The organism is Methylobacillus sp. MM3 (assembly GCF_001645185.1).
GTDB lineage: Bacteria > Pseudomonadota > Gammaproteobacteria > Burkholderiales > Methylophilaceae > MM2.
On sequence record NZ_LXTQ01000040.1, the window covers coordinates 1 to 22,890 of the forward strand.

At 55.6% G+C, this 22,890-nt stretch carries 21 protein-coding genes and 3 tRNA genes; 18 read left to right on the forward strand and 6 right to left on the reverse strand.

Annotated elements, in window-relative coordinates:
* Positions 1–260 precede the first annotated feature (260 nt).
* The 7 genes from rimP (at position 261) to pnp (ending at position 8,709) form a co-directional block, all read left to right on the forward strand.
* Entirely contained in the window at positions 261–695 is a 435-nt protein-coding gene (rimP, locus tag A7976_RS10390) for a ribosome maturation factor RimP (protein WP_067111213.1), read from the forward strand.
* Between the two features lie 13 nt (positions 696–708).
* The gene (gene nusA, locus A7976_RS10395; protein WP_067111216.1) at positions 709–2,175 is read left to right on the forward strand and encodes a transcription termination factor NusA; all 1,467 of its coding nucleotides are present in this window, start codon (positions 709–711) and stop codon (positions 2,173–2,175) included.
* 33 nt (positions 2,176–2,208) lie between these two features.
* Positions 2,209–4,872: a translation initiation factor IF-2 gene (gene infB / locus A7976_RS10400; protein ID WP_067111219.1), complete on the forward strand. Its 2,664-nt coding sequence runs from the start codon at positions 2,209–2,211 to the stop codon at positions 4,870–4,872.
* Complete coding sequence (rbfA, locus tag A7976_RS10405; RefSeq protein WP_067111222.1) at positions 4,872–5,240, forward strand: 30S ribosome-binding factor RbfA; 369 nt, start codon at positions 4,872–4,874, stop codon at positions 5,238–5,240. Before infB ends, rbfA begins: the two co-directional genes overlap by 1 nt.
* Before the next feature lie 6 nt (positions 5,241–5,246).
* Complete coding sequence (truB, locus tag A7976_RS10410; RefSeq protein ID WP_067111225.1) at positions 5,247–6,158, forward strand: tRNA pseudouridine(55) synthase TruB; 912 nt, start codon at positions 5,247–5,249, stop codon at positions 6,156–6,158.
* 70 nt (positions 6,159–6,228) lie between these two features.
* Positions 6,229–6,498 (forward strand): 30S ribosomal protein S15, encoded by a 270-nt coding sequence (gene rpsO / locus A7976_RS10415; RefSeq protein WP_067111228.1) that lies wholly within the window; start codon positions 6,229–6,231, stop codon positions 6,496–6,498.
* 87 nt (positions 6,499–6,585) lie between these two features.
* Complete coding sequence (gene pnp, locus A7976_RS10420; protein WP_067111230.1) at positions 6,586–8,709, forward strand: polyribonucleotide nucleotidyltransferase; 2,124 nt, start codon at positions 6,586–6,588, stop codon at positions 8,707–8,709.
* Between the two features lie 168 nt (positions 8,710–8,877).
* Here pnp and dksA read toward each other — a convergent pair whose 3' ends face one another.
* Both dksA and folD read right to left on the reverse strand, forming a co-directional pair.
* A complete protein-coding gene (dksA, locus tag A7976_RS10425; RefSeq protein ID WP_067111233.1) occupies positions 8,878–9,297 on the reverse strand; it encodes an RNA polymerase-binding protein DksA in 420 nt (139 codons plus the stop codon).
* A 93-nt stretch (positions 9,298–9,390) separates the two neighbouring features.
* Positions 9,391–10,257, reverse strand: coding sequence for a bifunctional methylenetetrahydrofolate dehydrogenase/methenyltetrahydrofolate cyclohydrolase FolD (folD, locus tag A7976_RS10430; RefSeq protein ID WP_067111236.1), 867 nt, complete (start codon positions 10,255–10,257; stop codon positions 9,391–9,393).
* A gap of 83 nt (positions 10,258–10,340) precedes the next feature.
* On the opposite strand from folD, the gene A7976_RS10435 reads away from it, so the two are divergent.
* Positions 10,341–10,417, forward strand: a tRNA-Pro gene (locus A7976_RS10435).
* A gap of 83 nt (positions 10,418–10,500) precedes the next feature.
* A tRNA-Arg gene (locus A7976_RS10440) sits at positions 10,501–10,574 on the forward strand.
* Positions 10,575–10,622: 48 nt separating this feature from the next.
* Here A7976_RS10440 and A7976_RS10445 read toward each other — a convergent pair.
* A tRNA-Gly gene (locus tag A7976_RS10445) sits at positions 10,623–10,696 on the reverse strand.
* 160 nt (positions 10,697–10,856) lie between these two features.
* Here A7976_RS10445 and thiS point away from each other — a divergent pair.
* The 7 genes from thiS to A7976_RS10480 all read left to right on the forward strand — a co-directional run bounded on the left by thiS (position 10,857) and on the right by A7976_RS10480 (position 18,240).
* Positions 10,857–11,063 (forward strand): sulfur carrier protein ThiS, encoded by a 207-nt coding sequence (gene thiS / locus A7976_RS10450; protein WP_067111987.1) that lies wholly within the window; start codon positions 10,857–10,859, stop codon positions 11,061–11,063.
* A gap of 8 nt (positions 11,064–11,071) precedes the next feature.
* Complete coding sequence (locus A7976_RS10455; RefSeq protein WP_067111238.1) at positions 11,072–11,851, forward strand: thiazole synthase; 780 nt, start codon at positions 11,072–11,074, stop codon at positions 11,849–11,851.
* A gap of 14 nt (positions 11,852–11,865) precedes the next feature.
* Positions 11,866–12,249: a Co2+/Mg2+ efflux protein ApaG gene (apaG, locus tag A7976_RS10460; protein WP_067111241.1), complete on the forward strand. Its 384-nt coding sequence runs from the start codon at positions 11,866–11,868 to the stop codon at positions 12,247–12,249.
* Positions 12,250–12,253: 4 nt separating this feature from the next.
* A complete protein-coding gene (locus A7976_RS10465; RefSeq protein ID WP_067111244.1) occupies positions 12,254–13,525 on the forward strand; it encodes a murein transglycosylase A in 1,272 nt (423 codons plus the stop codon).
* Between the two features lie 248 nt (positions 13,526–13,773).
* Positions 13,774–15,777, forward strand: a complete 2,004-nt coding sequence (locus A7976_RS10470; RefSeq protein WP_067111247.1) for a TonB-dependent siderophore receptor — start codon at positions 13,774–13,776, stop codon at positions 15,775–15,777.
* Between the two features lie 80 nt (positions 15,778–15,857).
* Entirely contained in the window at positions 15,858–16,328 is a 471-nt protein-coding gene (locus A7976_RS10475; RefSeq protein WP_165601735.1) for a YfiR family protein, read from the forward strand.
* A 13-nt stretch (positions 16,329–16,341) separates the two neighbouring features.
* Entirely contained in the window at positions 16,342–18,240 is a 1,899-nt protein-coding gene (locus A7976_RS10480) for a bifunctional diguanylate cyclase/phosphodiesterase (protein WP_082878092.1), read from the forward strand.
* A gap of 41 nt (positions 18,241–18,281) precedes the next feature.
* Here the strand turns inward: A7976_RS10480 and pqqA are convergent, their stop codons facing one another.
* The gene (pqqA, locus tag A7976_RS15435; protein WP_082878026.1) at positions 18,282–18,353 is read right to left on the reverse strand and encodes a pyrroloquinoline quinone precursor peptide PqqA; all 72 of its coding nucleotides are present in this window, start codon (positions 18,351–18,353) and stop codon (positions 18,282–18,284) included.
* A gap of 201 nt (positions 18,354–18,554) precedes the next feature.
* Here pqqA and A7976_RS10490 point away from each other — a divergent pair, with 201 nt between their 5' ends.
* Positions 18,555–18,947 (forward strand): hypothetical protein, encoded by a 393-nt coding sequence (locus A7976_RS10490; RefSeq protein WP_240483855.1) that lies wholly within the window; start codon positions 18,555–18,557, stop codon positions 18,945–18,947.
* A 41-nt stretch (positions 18,948–18,988) separates the two neighbouring features.
* Here A7976_RS10490 and A7976_RS15190 read toward each other — a convergent pair whose 3' ends face one another.
* The gene (locus A7976_RS15190; RefSeq protein WP_165601736.1) at positions 18,989–19,162 is read right to left on the reverse strand and encodes a hypothetical protein; all 174 of its coding nucleotides are present in this window, start codon (positions 19,160–19,162) and stop codon (positions 18,989–18,991) included.
* A gap of 293 nt (positions 19,163–19,455) precedes the next feature.
* On the opposite strand from A7976_RS15190, the gene A7976_RS10495 reads away from it, so the two are divergent.
* Positions 19,456–21,162: a tetratricopeptide repeat protein gene (locus tag A7976_RS10495; RefSeq protein ID WP_067111257.1), complete on the forward strand. Its 1,707-nt coding sequence runs from the start codon at positions 19,456–19,458 to the stop codon at positions 21,160–21,162.
* Here the strand turns inward: A7976_RS10495 and A7976_RS10500 are convergent.
* Positions 21,159–22,724, reverse strand: a complete 1,566-nt coding sequence (locus A7976_RS10500) for a helicase-related protein (RefSeq protein WP_082878093.1) — start codon at positions 22,722–22,724, stop codon at positions 21,159–21,161. The genes A7976_RS10495 and A7976_RS10500 overlap by 4 nt on opposite strands.
* Between the last annotated feature and the right edge of the window lie 166 nt (positions 22,725–22,890).

Genomic DNA, 22,890 nt, shown 5'->3' on the forward strand with positions numbered 1-22,890 from the left:
TCCGCGCCGATGATAGTATGCTCTTCGCATGCGAAAGTAGGTCACCGCCAGGCTCCTTATCCTCACAAAAGCCCTCCTCGCGAGGGCTTTTGTGTTTATGCCCGTGCGTGTCCGTGCCTTGAAAATGACGGCGGAGCTGACTAATTCAGTTCTGCCGGAGCTTTTTGGGGCTAGATACCAATTCATTGAATTGGTTGATATAATATCGGTCTTATTGTAGATGGGCTTTCAGCCCATTTTTTGTTTGTGGAACCGGAACAATGCTGGATTTGCATACATTGCTGGAGAAATCGCTGGAGCAGATTGGCTATGAATTGGTCGATCTGGAGATATCCGGCAGAGGAAAGCTTATTCGACTTTTCATCGATAAGCCGGGCGGCGTGAATATTGACGATTGCGCGCTTGTGAGCGAGCAAGTTTCAAATTTACTGGCGGTGGAACATGACGTGGACTATGACCGTCTTGAGGTTTCCTCTCCAGGGCTGGATCGCATCTTGAAAAAGGAAAGCGATTTCACGCGTTTCGCAGGTAATAGAGTGCAATTAAAAGTGCGTGTGCCGGTTGATGGCAGGAAGAATTTCACAGGAATTTTGCGCGGCGTTGATAAGGATATGGTGCAACTCGAAACCGAAGCAGGGCTGCAGGGTTTCGCAATGAGCAATATCGATAAGGCCCGGTTGAGTCCTGAATTTTAGGTGGAGGTGGAAGATGAGTCGCGAAGTATTATTGCTGGTCGATGCGCTGGCGCATGAAAAGAATGTCGAGAAGGAAGTAATTTTTACTGCCCTTGAGTTGGCGCTGGCTTCCGCATCCAAGAAACGCTTTCTGGAAGATGCCGACGTGCGTGTCGCTATCGACCGCAATACTGGCGAGTACGAGTCTTTCCGGCGCTGGCAGGTGGTAGCTGATGACGCAATTGAGAATCCGGCTGCACAAATAAGTGCAACTGACGAGCGTGCTCAAGGGTTGAGCGAAGGCGATTACATCGAAGAGTCGCTCGAATCGATAGAATTCGGCCGCATTGGCGCGCAAGCAGCCAAGCAGGTCATTCTGCAAAAGGTGCGAGAAGCCGAGCGTGAGCAGATTCTGAACGATTTTCTGGCACGCAAAGAGCATCTTGTGACCGGCATGATCAAGCGCATGGAAAAAGGCAATGCGATTATTGAAGTGGGTCGCATTGAAGCCTTGCTGCCGCGCGAGCAGATGATTCCCAAGGAAAACCTGCGTGTCGGCGACCGTGTCCGCGCGTATTTGATGCGGATTGAGCGTGGTGGCCGTGGCCCTCAGCTGATTTTGTCCCGCATTGTGCCTGAGTTCCTGATCAAACTGTTTGAGCTGGAAGTGCCTGAGATCGAAGAAGGACTGCTTGAAATAAGATCCGCGGCACGCGACCCTGGCTTGCGCTCCAAGATTGCAGTGAAGTCCAACGATCAGCGCCTGGATCCGGTAGGTACCTGTGTCGGCATGCGCGGTTCTCGCGTGCAAGCAGTTACGGGTGAGTTGGCTGGAGAGCGTGTGGACATCGTGCTGTGGTCCATGGAGCCAGCACAGTTCGTCATCAATGCGATGGCCCCGGCCGAAGTATCGAGCATCGTGGTGGATGAAGATGCACACAGCATGGATGTAGTGGTGGATGAAGACCAGCTGGCGCAGGCCATCGGCAAGAGCGGCCAGAACGTGCGCTTGGCCTCCGAACTGACCGGCTGGACGCTGAATATCATGACGGAAGAGGAAGCCGCGCAGAAGAATGAAGCGGAATATTCCAAAACGCGCCAGCTGTTCATGGAAAAACTGGATGTCGATGAAGAAGTGGCCGATATTCTCGTGCAGGAAGGCTTCAGCTCGCTCGAAGAAATCGCCTATGTGCCATTGTCTGAAATGACCGAGATCGAAGCATTCGACGAAGATACCGTCAACGAATTGCGCAAGCGTGCCCGCGATGCAATCCTGACCGAAGCGATCGCCAAGGAAGAAAAAGTCGAAGAGGCCTCGGAAGGGCTGCTCACGATGGAAGGCATGGACGCGGACACGGCACACATGCTGGCCGCCAAGGGCATTTCGACGGTAGAAGATCTTGCCGATCTCGCCGTGGATGATCTGGTCGAACTGACCTCGATGGACGCCGAGCGCGCCAAACAATTAATCATGACGGCGCGCGCGCCCTGGTTTGCCTGATAGGGCGACCGCAAAAGTAGACTGGAGAGCAGTATGGGACAATCGAGCGTTGCACAATTTGCCAGTGAACTGGGTCTGCAGGCCGAGTTGCTGCTTGAGCAGCTGAAGGCGGCCGGGGTGGATAAAGCCAATACCGACGATAAATTGACCGAGCAGGATAAAACCGCGCTTCTGGAATATTTGCGCAAGGGCCACGGTGCCGAGGCCCCTAAAAACAAGATTACGCTTACACGCAAGCAAGTCACAGAAATCCGCAAGTCGGACAGCAGCGGCAAGGCCCGGACCATCCAGGTTGAAGTGCGCAAGAAGCGCGTTCTGGTGCGTCGCGATGCCGAGCCGGAGCAGGCGATGGAAGCTGAGCCGGTTGAGTTGGCACTTCAGGAGCAACAGCCAGAGCCGATTCCGCCGCTACCAATGCCGGAACCGGAGCCGCAGCCTGAGATTCAACCCGAGCCTGAGGTGGAACAAGCGCCCGCAGCGCCTGAAGTTGTTGAGGAAAAGCCTGCTGCTCCAGTGATGCCAGCTGTCCGCCCGCGCATCCTGGATGCAGAACAGATTGCCAAGCGTGAAGAAGAAGCTCGCCGCCAGGCAGAGCTGATTGCGCTCCAGAGCGAAGAAGTGCGCAAGAAGCAAGAATTGCAGCAACGGCGTGCAGAAGAAGCGCGCAAGGCGAGCGAGGCCGCTGCAGCCGCACCGGCGGCGCCTGCAAGTTTGAGCGAGGGTACGCTGCACAAGCCGGCTACCAAGGAAAAAGCAAAAACCGAAGAGAAGCCGGCGAAAAAGGGCAAGGGCGCAAGCGACTGGGACAGTGCAGCGAAAAAACGCGGCATCAAGACGCGCGGCGACGTCGGCGTCGGCCAAGGCTGGCGTGACCATAAGGGCAAGTCCAAATCGCACAAGGATAATGGCGACCAGCAGCATGCATTCTCGGCCCCGACGGAGCCGCTGGTGCGTGAAGTGCTGATTCCTGAAACCATTTCGGTCGCTGATCTGGCCCACAAGATGTCGGTCAAGGCCGCGGAAGTGATCAAGACGCTGATGAAGATGGGCATGATGGTGACCATCAATCAGGTGCTGGATCAGGAAACCGCGATTATCGTCGTGGAAGAAATGGGTCATACCGCCAAGGCGGCGGAAGCCAACGATCCTGAAGCCTTCCTCGAGACGGAACATGTCGAAGCTGTCAATGAAACCCGTCCTCCGGTCGTGACGGTGATGGGCCACGTCGACCACGGCAAGACCTCGTTGCTCGACCATATCCGTCGTACGCGCGTTGCTTCCGGAGAAGCGGGCGGTATTACCCAGCATATCGGCGCTTACCATGTGGAAACCCCGCGCGGACAGGTGACATTTCTGGATACCCCGGGCCACGAGGCATTTACGGCCATGCGCGCGCGCGGCGCCAAGGCGACCGACGTGGTCATTCTGGTTGTGGCCGCGGATGACGGCGTTATGCCTCAAACCATAGAAGCCGTTCACCACGCCAAGGCAGCAAAAGTACCGCTGGTCGTGGCGATCAACAAGATAGACAAGCCGGATGCCAATCCGGAGCGAGTCAAGCAGGAATTGGTTGCTCAGGAAGTCGTTCCCGAAGATTGGGGCGGCGAGACCATGTTCGTCGAGGTTTCGGCCAAGACCGGCCAGGGTATCGAAGATCTGCTGGAAGCCGTTTTGCTCCAGGCGGAAGTGCTGGAGCTTACGGCACCGAAGAATACACCGGCCAAGGGGCTGGTCATCGAAGGCCGTCTGGATAAGGGGCGTGGCCCCGTGGCAACCATTCTGGTGCAGTCCGGTACGTTGAAGCGCGGCGATATGCTGCTCGCGGGCAGTTCTTACGGCCGTGTTCGCGCCATGCTGGATGAGGCAGGACGCGAGGTCAAAGAAGCTGGCCCGTCGATTCCGGTGGAAATTCTCGGTTTGTCGGAAGTCCCGAACGCCGGCGAAGAAACCATCGTGCTGAACGATGAGCGCAAGGCGCGTGAAATCGCATTGTTCCGTCAGGGCAAGTTCCGCGACGTCAAGCTGGCCCGGCAACAGGCTGCCAAGTTGGAAAACATGTTCGAGCAGATGGGCGAGGGCGAAGTCAAATCGTTGCCGCTTATCATCAAGTCCGATGTGCAAGGTTCTTATGAAGCATTGGCGACATCGTTGCAGAAGCTGTCCACCGACGAGGTAAAGGTCAATATTCTTCATACCGGCGTAGGCGCGATTACCGAGTCGGACATCAATCTGGCGGCTGCTTCCAAGGCGGTCGTCATCGGCTTCAACGTACGTGCCGATGCGGGCGCGCGCAAGCTGATGGATTCTGCCGGCGTTGACGTGCGTTACTACAACATCATTTACGAAGCCGTGGATGAAGTTAAGGCGGCTCTGGGTGGCATGTTGTCTCCGGAAGAGAAGGAAAACATCATCGGCCTGGTGGAAATCCGCGAAGTGTTCCGCATTTCCAAGGTCGGCTCCGTGGCGGGTTGTTACGTGCTGGACGGCATGGTCAAGCGCGGTTCGAAGGTGCGCGTGCTTCGTTCCAACGTGGTCATTCACACCGGAGAACTGGAAGCGCTGAAGCGCTTCAAGGACGATGTGCGCGAAGTGAAGGCCGGTTTCGAGTGCGGTATTTCTCTCAAGAACTTCAACGACATCGAAGTGGGCGATCAACTCGAGGTGTTCGAAGTCGTGGAAGTGGCAAGAACGTTGTAATGGCTAAAGAATTCGCCAGAAGCCAGCGCGTCGCCGAGCAAATTCAGCGCGAGCTGGCTGATTTGCTGCAATTCGAGGTCAAGGATCCGCGCGTCTCCATGGTGACCATCACCGAGGTAGAGGTGACTGGTGATCTTGCGCACGCCAAGGTCTACTACAGCTCGACCGAAAACTCGCCGGAATTGCAAAAAGGCCTGGAAAAGGCAGCCGGTTTCCTGCGCAGCCAGCTGTCGCAGCGCATGCTGATGCGTACCGTGCCGCAATTGCACTTCGTCTACGATGCGTCCATCGAGCGCGGCATGCGTCTGTCACGCCTGATTGACGATGCCGTTGCGGAAGACAACAAGTCCGACTCCGAAGAAAACTGATTTCACGTGCAGTTCAAGCGTATCAAGCGGCCGGTAGATGGCGTTTTGCTGTTAGACAAGCCTGTTGGACTTTCTTCCAACCAAGCCTTGCAGCAAGCGAAACGCCTTTATATGGCAGCCAAAGCGGGCCATACCGGCAGTCTTGATCCCTTCGCGACGGGCCTGTTGCCGATATGCTTCGGCGAAGCTACCAAGTTCTCCCATTATTTGCTCGATGCGGATAAAACCTACTCCGCAACTTTGTGTCTGGGTGCCACAAGCACGACAGGCGACACCGAGGGCGAGATTGTTGCGACGGGTGAAGTCAACGTCACTCGCGAGCAATTCGAATGGGCACTGCAGGCTTTTGTCGGTGAAATCGACCAGGTTCCACCAATGTATTCTGCGCTCAAGCATCAAGGCAAGGCTTTATACGAATATGCGCGTGCCGGTGTGGACATCGAGCGGCCGGCCAGAACGATAACAATACATCGGGTCAGGCTTTTGGAGCTTGCCGTGCCATATGCCAGGATTGAGGTTTCATGCAGCAAAGGTACCTATATCCGGACCTTGGCCGAGGATATTGGCAAGGCGTTGGGTTGTGGCGCTTATTTGACTCAATTGCGGCGACTTGCAACGGGTAGTTTCGATTTGTCGAAAGCGGTGACACTCGAGCAACTGGAAGCGATGTCGCTCGATGCGCGTGATGCGAGCCTTCTCGCGGCGGATTGTTTGGTCGCGGATTTACCGCAGGTGGCGCTGGATGACGACAGCGCATTTTATCTTTGCCGAGGCCAGTCGGTCTGGCAGCCAGGAAAGCGGCCGCTGGGCGATGTACGTTTATACGGCAGAGATCAGCGCTTTCTTGGCTTGGGCGAAGTCATGCCGGATGGAAAGATCGCACCGCGGCGATTGCTCCAGACACAAGAAAAGCAGTAAAAACGATTAACACCTTGTTAATATATTCAATTTAGAGTTAGAATGCGCGGTTCAAGATTAGGAGAAAAGTATGTCCATTACGACTGCTGAAACAGCCAGGCTTATTGGCGAATTTAAACAAGGTGAAAATGACACCGGTTCCCCGGAAGTGCAAGTGGCTCTTCTGACCAGCCGTATCAGCACCTTGACCGAACACTTCAAGGCGCATGCCAAGGATCATCACTCCCGTCGCGGTTTGCTGGCCATGGTTAGCCAACGTCGCAAGCTGCTCGATTACCTCAAGCGCAAGAATGCCGATCGCTATCGCAGCCTGATCGCACGCCTCGGTCTGCGCAAGTAATCTCTGGAGTATTCACAAAAATAAGCCGAAAGCATGCGGAAACGCAGCGCTTGTCGGCTTATTTTCATTTAAAAAGGACGTAACGTCGTGAAAGCAATCAAAAAAACAATCCCTTACGGCCGTCATCAGCTGACACTGGAAACAGGCGAAATCGCCCGTCAAGCGGATGGCGCCGTACTGGTGAGCCTTGATGATACCGTGGTTCTGGTGACCGTGGTCGGCAAGACCGAAGTGAAGCCGGGCCAGGATTTCTTCCCGCTGACCGTGGATTACCAAGAGCGTACCTATGCCGCCGGCAAGATTCCAGGTGGCTTTTTCAAGCGCGAAGGCCGTCCTTCCGAAAAGGAAACGCTGACCTCCCGCCTGATTGACCGCCCGCTGCGCCCGCTGTTCCCGGAAGCCTTTTATAACGAAGTGCAAATCGTCGCTACCGTGATGTCATCCGACAGCGAAATCGATTCCGACATTCCGGCCATCATCGGCGCTTCCGCTGCGCTGGCAATTTCCGGTATTCCTTTCTACGGCCCCATCGGCGCCGCTCGCGTTGGTTATATCAATGGCGAATACGTGCTGAACCCGACCAAGTCCGAGCTGGAAGAAACCCAACTCGATCTGGTGGTTGCCGCTACTGACAGCGCAGTGCTGATGGTGGAGTCCGAAGCCAAGCAGCTGTCGGAAGATATAATGCTGGGTTCCGTGGTGTACGGGCACCAGCAGATGCAGGCTGTGATCAACATGATCAACGAACTCGCCGCGGAAGTCGGCAAGGAGCCGTGGAACTGGGTTCCGCCGGAAACCGATGCTGTCATGGTTGAGAAGCTCACAGCTTTGGCTGCCAACGACATTAACGCCGCCTATCAGATCAAGTCCAAGCAGGCGCGCTCCAGCAAGCTGGATGAGATTAAGTCGCGCGTGCTGGGTGAGATGATCACCGCCGACACCGACACCAACGCGGCCAACCAGATCAAGGACGCGCTGTTCAAGCTGGAAGCCGATGTGGTGCGCAGCCAGATCCTGAACGGCGAGCCGCGTATCGACGGTCGCGACACACGCACCGTGCGTCCGATCAGCATCCGTACTGGCGTTCTGCCGCGCACTCACGGCTCCGCGCTGTTCACCCGTGGTGAAACACAGGCGCTGGTCGTCGCCACACTGGGCACCGGCCGTGACGAACAAATTATCGATGCGCTGCAAGGCGAATATCACGACCGCTTCATGCTGCACTACAACATGCCTCCGTATGCCACTGGCGAAACCGGCCGTGTCGGTACGCCGAAGCGCCGCGAAATCGGTCACGGCCGTTTGGCAAAGCGCGCGCTGTTGGCCGCTCTGCCGAGCCAGGAAGAATTCGGTTACACCATTCGCGTGGTGTCCGAGATCACCGAGTCCAACGGCTCCAGCTCGATGGCTTCCGTCTGTGGTGGCTGTCTGGCGCTGATGGACGCCGGCGTTCCGGTCAAGGCGCACGTTGCGGGTATCGCGATGGGCCTGATCAAGGAAGGTAACCGTTTTGCAGTCCTGACCGACATTCTGGGTGACGAAGATCACCTGGGCGATATGGACTTCAAGGTGGCCGGCACGGACGAGGGTATTACTGCGCTGCAAATGGACATCAAGATCACCGGTATTACCGCCGAGATCATGAAGGTTGCGCTGGCTCAAGCCAAGGAAGGTCGCATGCACATCCTCGGCCTGATGAAGCAGTCGATGGATCATTCACGCGAAGAGCTTTCCGCTTTCGCTCCGCGCATCATCACCATGAAGATCAATCCGGAGAAAATCCGCGACGTGATCGGCAAGGGTGGCGCCGTGATTCGCGCGCTGACCGAAGAAACCGGCACAACCATCGATATCGACGATGATGGCACCATCAAGATCGGTTGCGTCAATGCCGAAGCCGGTGAAGAGGCCAAGAAGCGCATCGAACTGATCACTGCCGAAGTTGAAGTGGGCCAGGTCTACGAAGGTACCGTGCTGAAACTGCTGGATATCGGCGCTATCGTGTCGCTGTTGCCGGGCAAGGACGGTCTGGTTCACATTTCCCAGATTGCCCATCAGCGCGTAAACAACGTGGCCGACTTCCTGAAGGAAGGTCAGCAGGTTAAGGTCAAGGTGCTGGAAGTGGATGATCGCGGTCGTGTGCGTCTTTCCATGAAAGCACTGCTTGAGGCACCTGCTGCGGAACCGAAGGCACCCGTAGAGCACGAGTAATTACTTACAGCGTGCTTGCTATCAAGCCGGATAACTCAGGTTATCCGGCTTTTTTATGCCGGATTTCCAGCGAAATATAATTACAGGCGGTAGCGAAGACGGATGTTGGGGAATGAAAAAGGCCGCTTCAAGCGGCCTTTTTCATTATGGGTGCGAATGCAAAGTGCCTTACTTGGCGACTTGTTTCTCGCGAATTTCGTCGAGCGTCTTGCAATCGATGCAGAGTGTCGCGGTCGGCCGTGCTTCAAGGCGCTTCAGGCCGATTTCGACACCGCAGCTTTCGCAGTAGCCATAGTCTTGCTCGTTGATTTTGTTCAGCGTTTCGTCGATTTTTTTAATCAGCTTGCGTTCGCGGTCGCGATTGCGCAATTCCAGGGCCATATCGGACTCCTGGCTGGCGCGATCGTTCGGATCGGCAAACATGGTGACTTCGTCCTGCATTGTATGCACGGTACGGTCGATATCCAGGCTCAGCTCGGCCTTCCACGCATTCAGAATCTTGCGGAAATGATCCAGTTGCGTGGCGTTCATGTACTCTTCGTCGGCCTTGGCCTCGTACGGAGTAAAGTGCTTGATTACTTCTGTCATGTGAACTCGTAGATGTTAGCCATCTTTTCGATAGCAGAAAGTTGGAGCAGGCGCAAGTTTACTACGATTGAAAAATATGTCTAGCAGATAAAATCATGCCTGCTGCAATTTTTCGCGAGCCTCCAGGGCATCAAATGTGTTTTCCATCAGGGTGGCTACGGTCATCGGGCCGACTCCGCCGGGGACGGGTGTGATCCAGGCGGCGCGTTCACTTGCGCTGTCGAACTGGATATCGCCGCAGATCTTGCCGGACTCGAGGCGGTTGATGCCGACATCGATCACAATTGCACCCGGCTTGATCCATTCGCCGGGGATAAAGCCCGGTTTTCCAACGGCAACGACCAGCAGGTCGGCGTTGGCAACTATATCCGACAGGTTGCGCGTAAAGCGGTGACAGGTCGTGACGGTGCAGCCGGCAAGCAGCAGTTCGAGCGACATCGGCCGGCCTACAATATTGGAGGCGCCGACAATGACGGCATTGAGCCCTTTGAGATCGATGTCCAGGCTTTGCAGCATGGTCATGATGCCGCGCGGCGTACATGGCCGCAGCAATGGCATGCGCAGAGCCAGTCGGCCGACGTTGTAGGGATGGAAGCCGTCCACATCCTTGAGCGGATCGATGCGCTCGATCACGCGTTCCGCATTGATTTGCGGCGGAAGTGGCAGTTGCACAAGAATGCCGTCTACCGATGCGTCGGCATTGAGTTCGTCGACGAGGCTCAGGAGTTTGGTTTCGCTGGTATCGCCGGCGAGATTATATGAAAGCGAGCGCATGCCGGCTTGCTCGCAGGAGCGGCGCTTATTGGCGACATAGATGGTAGAGGCTGGACTGTCACCGACGAGGATCACCGCCAGGCAGGGCGCGCGTCGACCATTGGCGACGCGTTGCTCGATGCGCTGCTTGAGGTTGCCCAGCAATTTTTCAGAGAGTAGCTTGCCGTTGAGAATTTCTGCTGCCATATGAATTCTAGTTTTCCGGAATGTGCCTATTTTATCAGATTAAATTGACCGGACGATTCGGATTGCGTATAGTTGCTTCCCCTCGGGGTGTAGCGTAGCCTGGTAGCGCGCCTGCTTTGGGAGCAGGATGTCGGGAGTTCGAATCTCTCCACCCCGACCACTTTCTCAGTCTGATTCAATAGTGGTCGTAATCAGTAATTCATTAGCAAGAAGCTGGCATGCACATGCCTCCATTCGCCCGATGCGGCATTAGCTCAGCTGGATAGAGCAACGGCCTTCTAAGCCGTAGGTCACACGTTCGAGTCGTGTATGCCGCACTTTTCAGCCGACATTCACACGAATTGAATCGAAGATAATCCAGAGGGTGGAGCGGGTGACGGGAATCGAACCCGCGTATTTTGCTTGGGAAGCAAATGTTCTACCATTGAACTACACCCGCCTGAAACGATGCGGTGCGCTGCAAAGCGTTCGCGGCAATGAACCCGATACCGAAAATACCATCCAACCCGCTATAATATTCAACCTGAACTACATTCATCAGGCGGCGCACTGGAATTGCAGCGCCATCGATTTTACTAGATTTGATTGCAACCACACAATTGATCAATCTCACGATTAACGGCAATACCCGGACTTTTGAAGAAACGCACTTTACTGTTGCCCAGCTGGTCAGCCGCATGGGGCTGGAAGGCAAGCGGATTGCCATCGAGCGCAATGGAGAGATCGTGTCGCGCACCGCATTTGCGGGAACAGACCTTGTCTCGGGCGACAGGCTGGAAATTGTCGGTGCGGTAGGCGGGGGCTGAAGGACAACATGGACACATTGAATATCGCCGGCAAGTCGTACGATTCGCGACTGCTTGTCGGGACCGGCAAATACAAGGATTTCGAACAAACACGCGCAGCTATCGATGCCAGTGGCGCGCGCATTGTCACCGTGGCGATCCGGCGTACCAACATTGGCCAGAATGCCGGCGAACCGTCCTTGCTGGATTTCGTACCGCCCGAGCAGTTTACCTATTTGCCGAATACCGCTGGTTGCTACAGTGCCGAAGATGCGGTGCGTACCCTGCGGCTCGCACGCGAACTGCTGGACGGACACAAGCTGGTCAAGCTGGAAGTGCTGGGCGACCCGCACACGTTGTATCCCAATGTCGTCGAAACGATTGCTGCTGCCACAATTCTGGTCAAAGAGGGTTTCGATGTGATGGTTTATACCTCCGACGATCCCATTATTGCCAGGCAACTGGAAGAAATCGGCTGCTGTGCCGTGATGCCGCTTGCATCGCTGATCGGTTCGGGCATGGGTATTCTCAATCCGTGGAATCTCCAGATCATCATCGAGAATGCCAAGGTTCCCGTACTGGTGGATGCGGGGGTGGGTACGGCCTCCGATGCGGCGATTGCAATGGAACTGGGTTGCGATGGTATCCTGATGAACACCGCCATTGCGGCGGCCAAAGATCCGGTGCTGATGGCATCGGCCATGAAAAAAGCGGTCGAGGCCGGACGCGAGGCATATCTCGCCGGACGCATGCCGAAAAAGCTCTATTCGGCATCGCCAAGCTCACCGACAACCGGTTTGATCTCCTGAAAGGTTCGTGATCGATGTCCACGCATAAACAGTATCAATTTTCGGTCTCGGTCGAAACAGCGTTTGTGCCGGATCAGTCCGATGAAGACCAGGGGCGTTATGTATTTTCCTACACCATAACCATTACCAATACCGGCAGCGTAGCTGCACAGCTGATCAGCCGGCATTGGGTCATTACCGACGCCAATGAGCATGTGCAGGAGGTACGCGGATTGGGCGTGGTAGGGGTGCAGCCCTTGCTTCAACCGGGTGAGCATTTTCAATATACCAGCGGGACAGTATTGCCGACGCCCGTTGGCATGATGCATGGGAGTTACCAGATGACGGCAGAAGACGGTACCCAGTTCGAAACGCCGATCCCACCCTTTGCCCTTTCCATGCCGCGCGTGCTGCATTAACGCGATGGTGTTCCGATTTCTCGTTCTACTGCCGCTTGTCCTCCTGGGTTGTGCGGCGCCAGCCAGCAAACCTGTTGTCGAACAGCCCCCGCTTCCCGGCGTAGCCACTGCGAAACCATGCAAATGCGAGCCGCAGGAAACCCTGCCTCCGCTGCAGGTTCCAGATGCGGAGCGCTATGTACCGCCATCGGCCATCGTCAAGCCGGTCGAGCCACCCAAGGCGCCGGAATATGGCTTGTTGCGCCCCGCAGAATGGTCGGCTCTCAACGGTTTCGACGAGGATGATCTGGTCGCTGCCTGGCCAGCGCTATTGCGTAGCTGCGGAGCTCTCAAGAATCGTGATGCCTGGCAGAATGCCTGCTCGGCGGCTTTCCAGCTGGGAACGCCGGATAATCGGACAATCCGTAAATTCCTGATCGAGTATTTCAAGCCATATCAGGCAAGCAATTCCGACAACACCGACACCGGACTGATCACGGGCTATTACCAACCGGAACTGAAAGGCAGTCGAACGCGCACTGAACGCTATCGCTATCCTCTTTATTCCAGGCCGGATGACCTGGTCAGCGTCGAACTGGGCAGTGTATATCCCGAGCTTGCCGGGCGCAGGCTGCGCGGCAAGATTGGCGGCAGCAAGCTCATGCCCTATTACAGCCGCGGCGAGATCGACATTATCGAGTCGCCATTGATAGGCAAGGAATTGCTTTGGGTGGACGATGTGGTCGATCTGTTTTTCTTGCAAATCCAAGGATCCGGCATTATCGATCTGGAGAATGGCGAAAGGCTGCCGGTGGGTTACGCGGATCAGAACGGCCACCCATACCAGTCAATCGGGCGGGTTCTGATCGACCGGGGCGAGTTGACACCCGACAAGGCCTCGATGCAAGGCATCAAGGATTGGGGCCGCCGCAACCCGGACAAGTTGCGCGAATTGCTCAATACCAATCCCAGCTATGTTTTTTTCCGGGAATTGCCTGGAGGTTTGCCTGGGCCCCTCGGTGCCTTGGGCGTGCCCATTGCCGCGGAGCGCAGCATCGCGATCGACCCCAGATATATCCCGTTGGGAGCGCCGGTATTCCTGAGTACGACCTATCCTAATAGTAGTCAGCCCATGCGCAGGCTGGTCGTGGCTCAGGATACCGGCGGCGCCATCAAGGGGGCCGTGCGCGCGGACTTTTTCTGGGGCGCGGGGTTCGACGCGGGAAGGCAGGCCGGCGGCATGAAACAGCAGGGTAGGCTATGGGTTTTGTTGCCCAAGGAGTGGCAGGGAAAATAGTCATCTTTATACATCGCTATTCACTTGATCCCCTGCAGTCAGGCAGGATTAATCAACCAGGTTGATTAAGGTAATTCCGGCATTTAGAATAAACGCCGGATATGCAACATCGCTCCAAAAATGACTTGTGCAATGCATAGGTCGATGATTGATAGATCTTACCGATACACACAATAAAACGGGTACTGATCATTCCGAAGGTTAGGTACAACTTCATGAGGTCATGAACCATTGAAAGCGTGGTTAGCATGACCCAGATATCGATTGCCGCACAAAAAGCAAAATCTCGCGTATGCGAGAGCTTCGCCATTTGTGTGTTATTGGTATCCTTCCCAGCAGCGCAGGCCGCAGAGTCGCCCGCGCTCACAGCCGAGCAGCTGATTGATATTCCATTCGAGCAATTGGTCACCCTTGAGGTGTCGAGCGCATCCCGTTATCCGCAAAAAATAAGCGAAGCGCCATCCGCGGCAGTGGTGGTCGACTCCGACGAAATCCGTACTTACGGATATCGAACGCTGGCGGATGTGTTGCGCAGCATGCCGGGACTTTATATCAGCGACGATCATAGCTGGAGCTATATCGGCGTACGCGGTTTTTCTCGCCCCGGCGATTACAACACCCGTGTTCTGCTTTTGGTGGACGGCTATCGCGTAAACGACAACATTTTCAACCAGGCTTACATCGGCAACGAGTTTCTGGTTGATATCGACATGGTCGAGCGCGTGGAATTCATTCCCGGTCCGGGTGCCTCAGCCTATGGTGACAATGCCTTCTTCGGCGTGATCAATGTCATTACCAAATCGGCGTCCGCCATGTTGGGATCCACGATTACGGCGGAGGCCGGCAGCCATAACAGTTACAAGGGCGGATATCGCTACGGCAATCGTTTGGATAACGGTGCCGAGGTCGTCATGGGGATCACTCACTACGAGAGCGAGGGGCGGGACTGGTTCTCGCCGGAGCATGGCGCGGTAGCGCACGATCTTGATACCGAACGCTATACCAAGCTGTTTGCCAAGGTGTCCTATCAGGAATGGGCTTTTGAAGGCGGTTATATGAAGCGTCCCAAAAGCAACCCTTCCGCTCCCTATAGTACTGTTTTCGGCGATGAACGTTTTGAAACCGTCGATACCCATGCTTTTGCCAATGCCAGTTATAACAGCGCGCTTTCAGACAAACTGCACCTGTCCGGTAATCTGTATTACGGTGCATACGATTACGATGGCATCTATCCGTATGCAACCACATTGAATATCGACCGCAGCAAAGGCCGGCGAGCAGGTGGAGAGCTACGCTTGTTGAGCACGGCTTTTGCAGGTCACAAACTGCTGGGTGGCATCGAGTATCAAAAAGATTTGCGCCAGATGCAGCGGAATTACGATCTGACGCCGCGTACGGAATATTTCAAAAGCGACCAGGCACCCCATAAGCACGGGATTTTCGTTCAGGACGAATACACCATCCGGGATGACCTCCTGCTTAACGCAGGCCTGCGCTACGATCATTACAGCGCCTTCGGCGGCACTACCAACCCTCGCGTCGCGCTGATCTACCATCCTTCGCCCGGCAACGGACTGAAGCTGATCTACGGTTCGGCTTACCGAGCGCCGAATGCCTATGAAATGTTCTATGGCGATGCGGACACGCCGGATTACAAAGGCAATCCGGAATTGGATCCGGAAAGAATCAAGACATACGAGCTTGTACTGGAGAAAAGCTTCGGCGCTTCCTGGCACGGTACGCTTTCCGTCTTCCACTATGACGTGAAAAACCTGATCACCCAGATTGTCGATACGGATGACAGGCTATTGTTCGTCAATGGCGAGAAAGCACACACCTCCGGCATCGAGCTCAGCGCCGAGAAATATTGGCAAGGCGGCGCAAAGCTCAAAGGCAATATCAGCTACCAGGACGCTCGGGATAAAGCCGATAACCGGTGGCTGACCAATTCGCCGCGCATCTTGGGCAAGCTCGCACTGGCCTTGCCTATCGCGCATTTCTGGCAGGCCGGGGCAGAGCTGCAATACACCGGCAAGCGACGTACAAATGCCGGTGAAGTCGGCGGTTATGCATTGGCCAACCTGACACTGAACCGCAGAAGTCTGTTGAAAGGCCTCGATGCATCGCTGAGCGCGTATAACCTGTTCGACAAAGAGTATGAGGATCCCGCCGATACCGGCGCATTTGAGTTGCAGGATGTTTTGAAGCAGGATGGCCGGACGCTTCGGATCAAGCTGGATTACAGATTTTGAAGCGCATGAAGGCCGGCTTTTATTTGAAGCGCGTTATCTTGCTGGCTCTCGGTTGCGTAATGGGATTCGAGGCGTGGGCCATGTCCCCTGCAGCCGTCTCCGAGTATGAGTTGAAAGCGGCTTACTTGTACAATTTTGCGCTGTTCACTACCTGGCCGCAGGACAGAATGGAGGAGAAGGATGCTCCGCTGGTTTTCTGCGTCTTTGCCCAGGATGAGCAAGCGGCCTCGATTGCCGGCCTGCAGACCCGAAAAATACGCGACCGGGGCATTCTGGTCAGGCAGATCGAGATGCCAGAAGATGGGCGGGGATGCCATGTGTTATTTTTTGGAGCAAAGAGTACTGAGGCAATTCCGGGCATATTGGAAATCGTGCGCGATACCGGAACGCTGACGGTGACGGATGTGCCGGATCCGATTCGCAAGGAGGCAGTCATTAGCATGGCGATCGAAAACGGCAGGCTCGCGTTCGACGTCAATTTACTCAATGCGCGTCGCGCACGGCTGATACTGAGCTCAAAGCTGCTCAAGCTGGCCAGAATAGCCAATTGAACGGGAACGCCAATTGAAAATACACGCCGGGCTGCTGTGGCTGACACCGAAAGCGGGATCATCCAGTTTGTGGAGAATCGATATCGTTGTTACCGCTGCAGCATTATTGCTGGCGGGTATCGTATTGATTGCCGCCGAGTTTGTCATCCTGCGCTCTTCCTTGCTCGGTGAGCTCGATGTGCAAATGCGCATCATCGGCGATAACAGCGGTGCGGCGTTGATGTTCAAGGATAGAGCGGCTGCCGATGAAATTCTTGGCACCCTTCAAGCTTCCCCCAGCGTGGACGTTGCAATCCTTTATACCCCGGAAGGCGAGATGTTCGCCCAATACCGCCGCCATGACATCGATCCTTCGCTCGCCTCTCTCCGGCCGACGCAGCCTCAGCGTGCCACCCTGACCTATGTCGAATACCTGCGTAATGTCGACGTGGCAGGAAACCCGGTTGGTGCGCTTTATATCCGTGCCAACATGCGACAGCTTTATATCCAGCTGCTGTGGTACGTCGGTACGACGGTACTGGTGGTATTGACCATCACTGTGGCTGCTGCCCTGTTGCTGCGGCGCATGCGGCGCGCCGTGCGGCATGCAGAGGAGCGGGTGGGATATCTGGCTTATTACGATACCGTGACGCATTTGCCGAATCGGCATGCGTTCAATGAGTGCTTTGAGGCGAGGTTGGGCGAGTCGCGGGAGCAAGATCAGAAATTGACCTTGCTATTCCTCGACCTGGACGACTTCAAGGTAGTGAACGATACGCTGGGACACCATGTCGGCGACGTGCTGCTTAAAGTCGTGGCAGAAAAGCTCTCCACTTGCATTCGCCAGGGCGACACCGTATATCGTGTGGGTGGCGATGAGTTTGCGATGATCCTGCCGAATATTGATCGAGAAAATGCGGTCATCGTGGCCGAGAAGTTTATCCGCACCTTGAGTCAGCCACTCAATATTGAAGGCCATACGCTTTACGTCAGCACGAGTATCGGCATCAGCATGTTCCCGCACGATGGCGCGGATACGGCCACGCTATTGCGCAACGCGGACGCGGCGATGTACTCCGCAAAAGAGCGGGGGAAAAACACTTTCCAGTACTTCTCCGAAGAAATGCATGAAAAAAGCTCGCTGCGCCTGGCGCTGGAGGGCGATCTGCGCCTGGCGCTCGAGCGCCGTGAATTCGAAGTGCATTACCAGCCTATCGTCGCGCTCGAAACGGGAGAAGTGGTCGCCGTTGAGGCACTGCTGCGCTGGCAACATCCGGCAAAAGGCATGATCGGTCCGAATATCTTCATTCCTTTGGCTGAAACTACGGGATTGATCGTGCCGATCGGGGAGTGGGTGTTGCGTCAGGCTTGTACCGATGCGCACGCATGGCATGCCCAAGGACACAATGTGCAGGTCAGCGTGAATCTGTCAGGGCGGCAATTCCGCGAAGAGCCGTTGATCGACACGATTTTGTCTATTCTTCTGGACACCGGCCTCGATCCCTCGATGCTGATGCTGGAAATTACCGAAAGCGTGCTGATGGAGCACGCCGAAGCGACCGTGGCGCGACTGTACCGGCTGAAGGACAAGGGTATTTATCTATCCATAGACGATTTCGGTACCGGTTATTCTTCGATGACCTATCTCAAACGCTTTCCCGTGGCCAAGCTCAAGATCGACCAGAGCTTTATCCGCGATATTCCGGAAGACAGCGAAGATGTTGCAATTACCACGGCCACCATCCAGATGGCGCATGGCCTGAAGCTGAGAGTTGTCGCCGAGGGGATAGAAACCAAAGCACAGGCCGATTTCCTGCGCCAGCGGGGGTGCGATATGGGGCAGGGATATCTGTTCAGCCGGCCGGTGAGCTTTGATGCGCTGATGGAGTATCTGGAGGCGAATACAACGCGAATCAGCGAAATCCGTAAATGAAAACGGGGGCCGAGGCCCCCGTTTTCATTTATTGCTGCGAATTAGCGATTGCAAACGTACATCGTCACTTCAAAGCCAAAACGCATTTCAGTTGCTTGAGGTTTGGTCCACATGATGAAGTCCTCCTAAAATATTCCTACTGGGCTGTTTCCACTATAGAGCGCTTCATGGAGTAAGCGGTCTGTAAGTTGGAGTTCATTGTGCGCCCGGCATTCAATGGAAACCCTGCCTAAAGTCATGAAATCACGCTCATGATTTCCATGAATCATTCGGTGCAGGCGAGACCATGCGTATGGAACGGATAGGATACGAACATGAATTATTGGAAAGATATGCGCATGTACGAAAGATACAAAAGCCTTGTTGCCGTGCTTGCCCTGTTGCTGGCTATGCCGGCCTTCGCGGAGCTGACGCCCGACGAATTGCAAGCGGGTTTCAACCGCAAGTATCAGCAATACCTTGGCGCCGACAGCCAGATGCTATTGCCGTTTGCGTTGATTGAAGCGCATGAATGGAAACATATCCAGGAAAGCCGACCGTTGCTAAAGATATACAGCGAGCCGGGCAAGTACTACAACCAGAAGGTTTATGCCTTTACCCTGTATCGAGCGGGTGACAGCGGAGAGTATTACCTGAATGCCAAGGGCGGCTTCTGGGGAATGGACGAATTGACTTACGGGCCGCTTACGGAAAAAACATTTGAGTAAGCGGACGGTCGTATTACCGTCCGCTTATCGCCGCGCAAGCGTTAAACGCAATCGCAGTAATCGTCGATATGGCTAACGAAATACTGGCGCTGCGATGCCGATTCAACCTTGGGGTTTTCCTGATTTTGCGGTTCGGTCCAAGGGCGAAGGTGGCTGCTTGCAAAGAGCTTGGCAAAAGACTGGTACAACGACTGTAGAACGGTTGCTGCTTTCATGATTCATTTTCCTTTTGGGAAGTTTTCAACTGGCCGGGATTGTGTCCTGGCTGTACTTTGGAGCGCGTTCTGCGCAAATGATTCCGCGCAAAACGGAGCCATCATAGTAGAAAAACTATCAGGAGTGTTGTTTTTACAAGAAAAATGTAAAATTTTTTCCATGCCGGCGCCTGCTAGGCAATGCGCGGATAAATCGTTAAAGTACATGAGATGTGGATTGGCCAACCGTCATTCTACGGATCAGTTTTTTGTTGTTTTATCCGGAAGTACAGTGGCGTATCAAGGAATAGCAAATGAAAAATCGGTTTCAACAAGCGCGCGAGCCCAGCCAGGGTGAAATCCAGGGCCTGCTCAATCTCTACAATGCCGGGCAGTTGCCACAGGCGGAGATCACCGCCAAGTCGCTGATCAAATCCTATCCCGGCGCATTGATCGCCTATAACGTGTTGGGCGTTGCGCTCGAAGGGCAACGCAAGTTCGAAGAGGCGGCCGTCTGGTATCGCAAGGCCTTATCCCTGAACCCCGGTCTTGCCGAACTGCATTTCAATCTGGGCGTCGTGCTGAGCAATCTCGGCAAGCTGGACGATGCCATTACCAGCTACAAGCGTGCTGCCGCGCTTAAGCCGAATCTCGCTGTCGTGCACTTCAATCTCGGCACCGCGTTGCAGGAGCGCGGCAGGCTGGAGGAAGCGGCAGCCAGTTTCGGCAAGGCTTTGGCGGTCGAGCCCAATTTTTTCGAGGCACACGGCAATCTCGGCACGGTGCTGCAAAAGCAGGGCAAGCTGGAAGAGGCCGTGGCGAGTTACCGTCGCGCCCTGGCGATCCATGCCGATGCGCGCGGGCATTTCAATCTGGGTACCGCGCTGCGCGACCAGGGCAAGCTGGACGAGGCGATTGCCAGTTACCGGCAGGCGCTGGCGCTCAAGCCGGATTACGTCGAAGCCCATAACAACATGGGCGAAGCGTTGCGCGACCAAGGGCGGATGGAAGAGGCCGTGGCCTGCTTCCGTACGGCGCTGACGATCAATCCCGAAAACGGGCTTGCCAACTTCAACTGGGCGCAATTCCTGTTCGATGCCGGCAAACTGGATGAAGCGATTCCGTTTTTCGAGAAGTCACAGTTGCATGACTGGCGCGAACGTACGCTGTATTGCCTGTACAAGACCGAAAAGTTCGATGCATTCCGCGATCAGCTGCAGCACATGCTGAAAGGCAAGAATAACTCGCCTTTCCTCGCCACGCTTTCCACACATTACGCCACTAATTTCGGCATATCCGACCCGTACAACTTTTGCCCCGACGGCATGGAGTTTGTCTACCAGAACAGCATTCCGGAATTGGCCCAGGAAAACAGTGCGCTGTTGCAGGAGATTCTGAATGACATCAATCATGCCGAGATTGCCGAACGCAAGCAGGGACGTCTGCATAACGGCATCCAGTCGGCGGGAAACCTGTTCAAGCGGCCGGAAGAGTCATTCCGCAAGCTGGCGCAACTGGTCAGAAACGAGGCTGCCAAGTACCGGCAGAAGTTCAACGGCTCGCAATGCGAACTCATCAAGTCGTTCCCCCAGGACGTGCAATTCAGCAGCTCGTGGTATGTGAAGATGCGCCAGGGCGGTCATCTGACTTCGCATATCCATGAAGAAGGCTGGATTAGCGGCGCGGTTTACCTGCAAATGCCCAAGGAGACCGACGGCGTCGCGGGAAGCTTCGCGTTCGGCACCGACGGCGATGCGTATCCGCGCAAGCACGATAACTTTCCCGAACGCTCCATCCTGCCCAAGGTGGGCGATATTGTGATGTTCCCATCCTCGCTGTTTCATCGCACGATTCCATTCAAGTCGGATGATGAGCGCATCTGCGTCGCATTCGACATCAAGCCCAAGGAAGATTCGCCGAAGATGCATCTGGGGCTCAAGCTACTGATTCTGGGGTGGCTGGAAATCGCCTGCCTGGAATTGGCCGAAATGGCCCTGGTGCCGATGACGCTAATGGCCTAGCGATAGCCGTACAACAATTCTTTCGACGTATCTCCGAATCCCGCCTGGGTCAGCAGCGCCTGCTCGATATAGCGGCTGATCCGGGCACGCAGCATCGGTACCGTGTCGCCTTCAACAAATATCTCGGGAAACTTGAAAGAGAGCCAGGCGTACAGGCTCAAATCCTTGCTCAGGTTTTCCGCATCTTCCAGATGTTTGGGGCTCGTCGAATCCAGCCAGTCCGGCATGGCCGGCAACGCCCTCGGCTTTTGGTTCGCCACGCTGTTCAGGCAGGCGAGGAAGTAATCGCGCTCATGCGCCTTGTCGAGTGAAACCGGAGCGCATGAAAAAATGTATTTCTGTGCCAACGGGAGGCTCGGGGCATGCATGTCGATCAGATGCCCTTGTTCGACATGCACGCTCAACGCCGCCGTTTCGAAAACGGGGCTGTCGATGCCGACGCGCTCGGTAAAGTATGCCAGCAATTCGCCTATGCGGCCGCAATGCCGCACTTCGGAAAGTACTTGCATGTGAAAGAGATTCGGCGTGATCGGCAGCCGGTCTATTTCCGCGGTGTCTGAAGTCGTGAGCATGTGCTCCAGATGCCGCAGTTCATCGTTTTCGAACGCGTTCACATAGCCGGTGGGGTAGATGCCGTAACGTCCGGCGCGCCCGGCGATTTGCCGGACTTCGGTGGCGTTGAGATCGCGTGTCGCGACGCCGTCGAATTTATGCGTGGTGGAAAACACCACGCGCCGGATCGGCAGGTTGAGCCCCATGCCGACAGCGTCGGTCGCGACCAGGATATCCGCTTCGCCACTATTGAAGCGCCGCGCTTCCGTGCGGCGTACTTCGGGCGACAGCGCGCCGTAAATGCTCGCGACGCCGAATCCCCATTGGCGAAATCGCGCGCTGAGCGTGAGTACATCCTTGCGCGTGAAGGCGATGACCGCATCGCCTTTTTGCAGGTGTTTCTTCAATTTCCAGCGGCTGTAGCGGTTGCCGCTCAAGGCCTCGGTTTCCAGAATGAGTGGCGTCAGGCGCTGCAGGCGCACGATTTCATAAGGTTCGTGCATCGCTTCGACGGCCCGGACACAGGGTTGGGTGACGGCTTCCGAGCCGCACACATAGACATCCCTCGCGGGCACGCCGACCAGCGCCGCCGTCCAGGCATAGCCGCGCGATTCGTCTTGCAGCATCTGGATTTCGTCGATGACTGCTACCGCGACTTCGCGCGTGGGATGCATCATTTCCACGGTGCTGGCGGTATGCCGCGCGCCGGGAACCAGCACCCGCTCTTCGCCGGTTACCAGATTGCACGGAATGCCGGCATCCGTCAGCCGGTCGCGGATTTCCATCGCGAGCAAGCGCAGCGGCGCCAGGTAAATCCCGGACTCGGCATTCTGCAACGCGATCAAGGCATCGTGCGTCTTGCCGGAATTGGTCGGGCCCAGCCGAAAATGGATGCGCCGCCGAAGCGCGCGGGCTACGGGAAACGTGGCGGGGTAGTCGTGCAGGTTGAGCGTCTCCGTCAGGGCGGATGGACGCTTGGCAGCGGATGATGAGGCTGGAAGTCTACGCATTGGGCCGGATGTATAGGTGTTAGTGCGCCTAATCTATATCGGCAGAGTCACACTAGGTCAATGACGGCTCATCGGCCCGGCATGCCGGGCTTACTGCCTTATTCGCTGCACTAACCCCGCCATTCTACAGGGCATTGACGGGGATTGCCGGATACCGGAATCGACA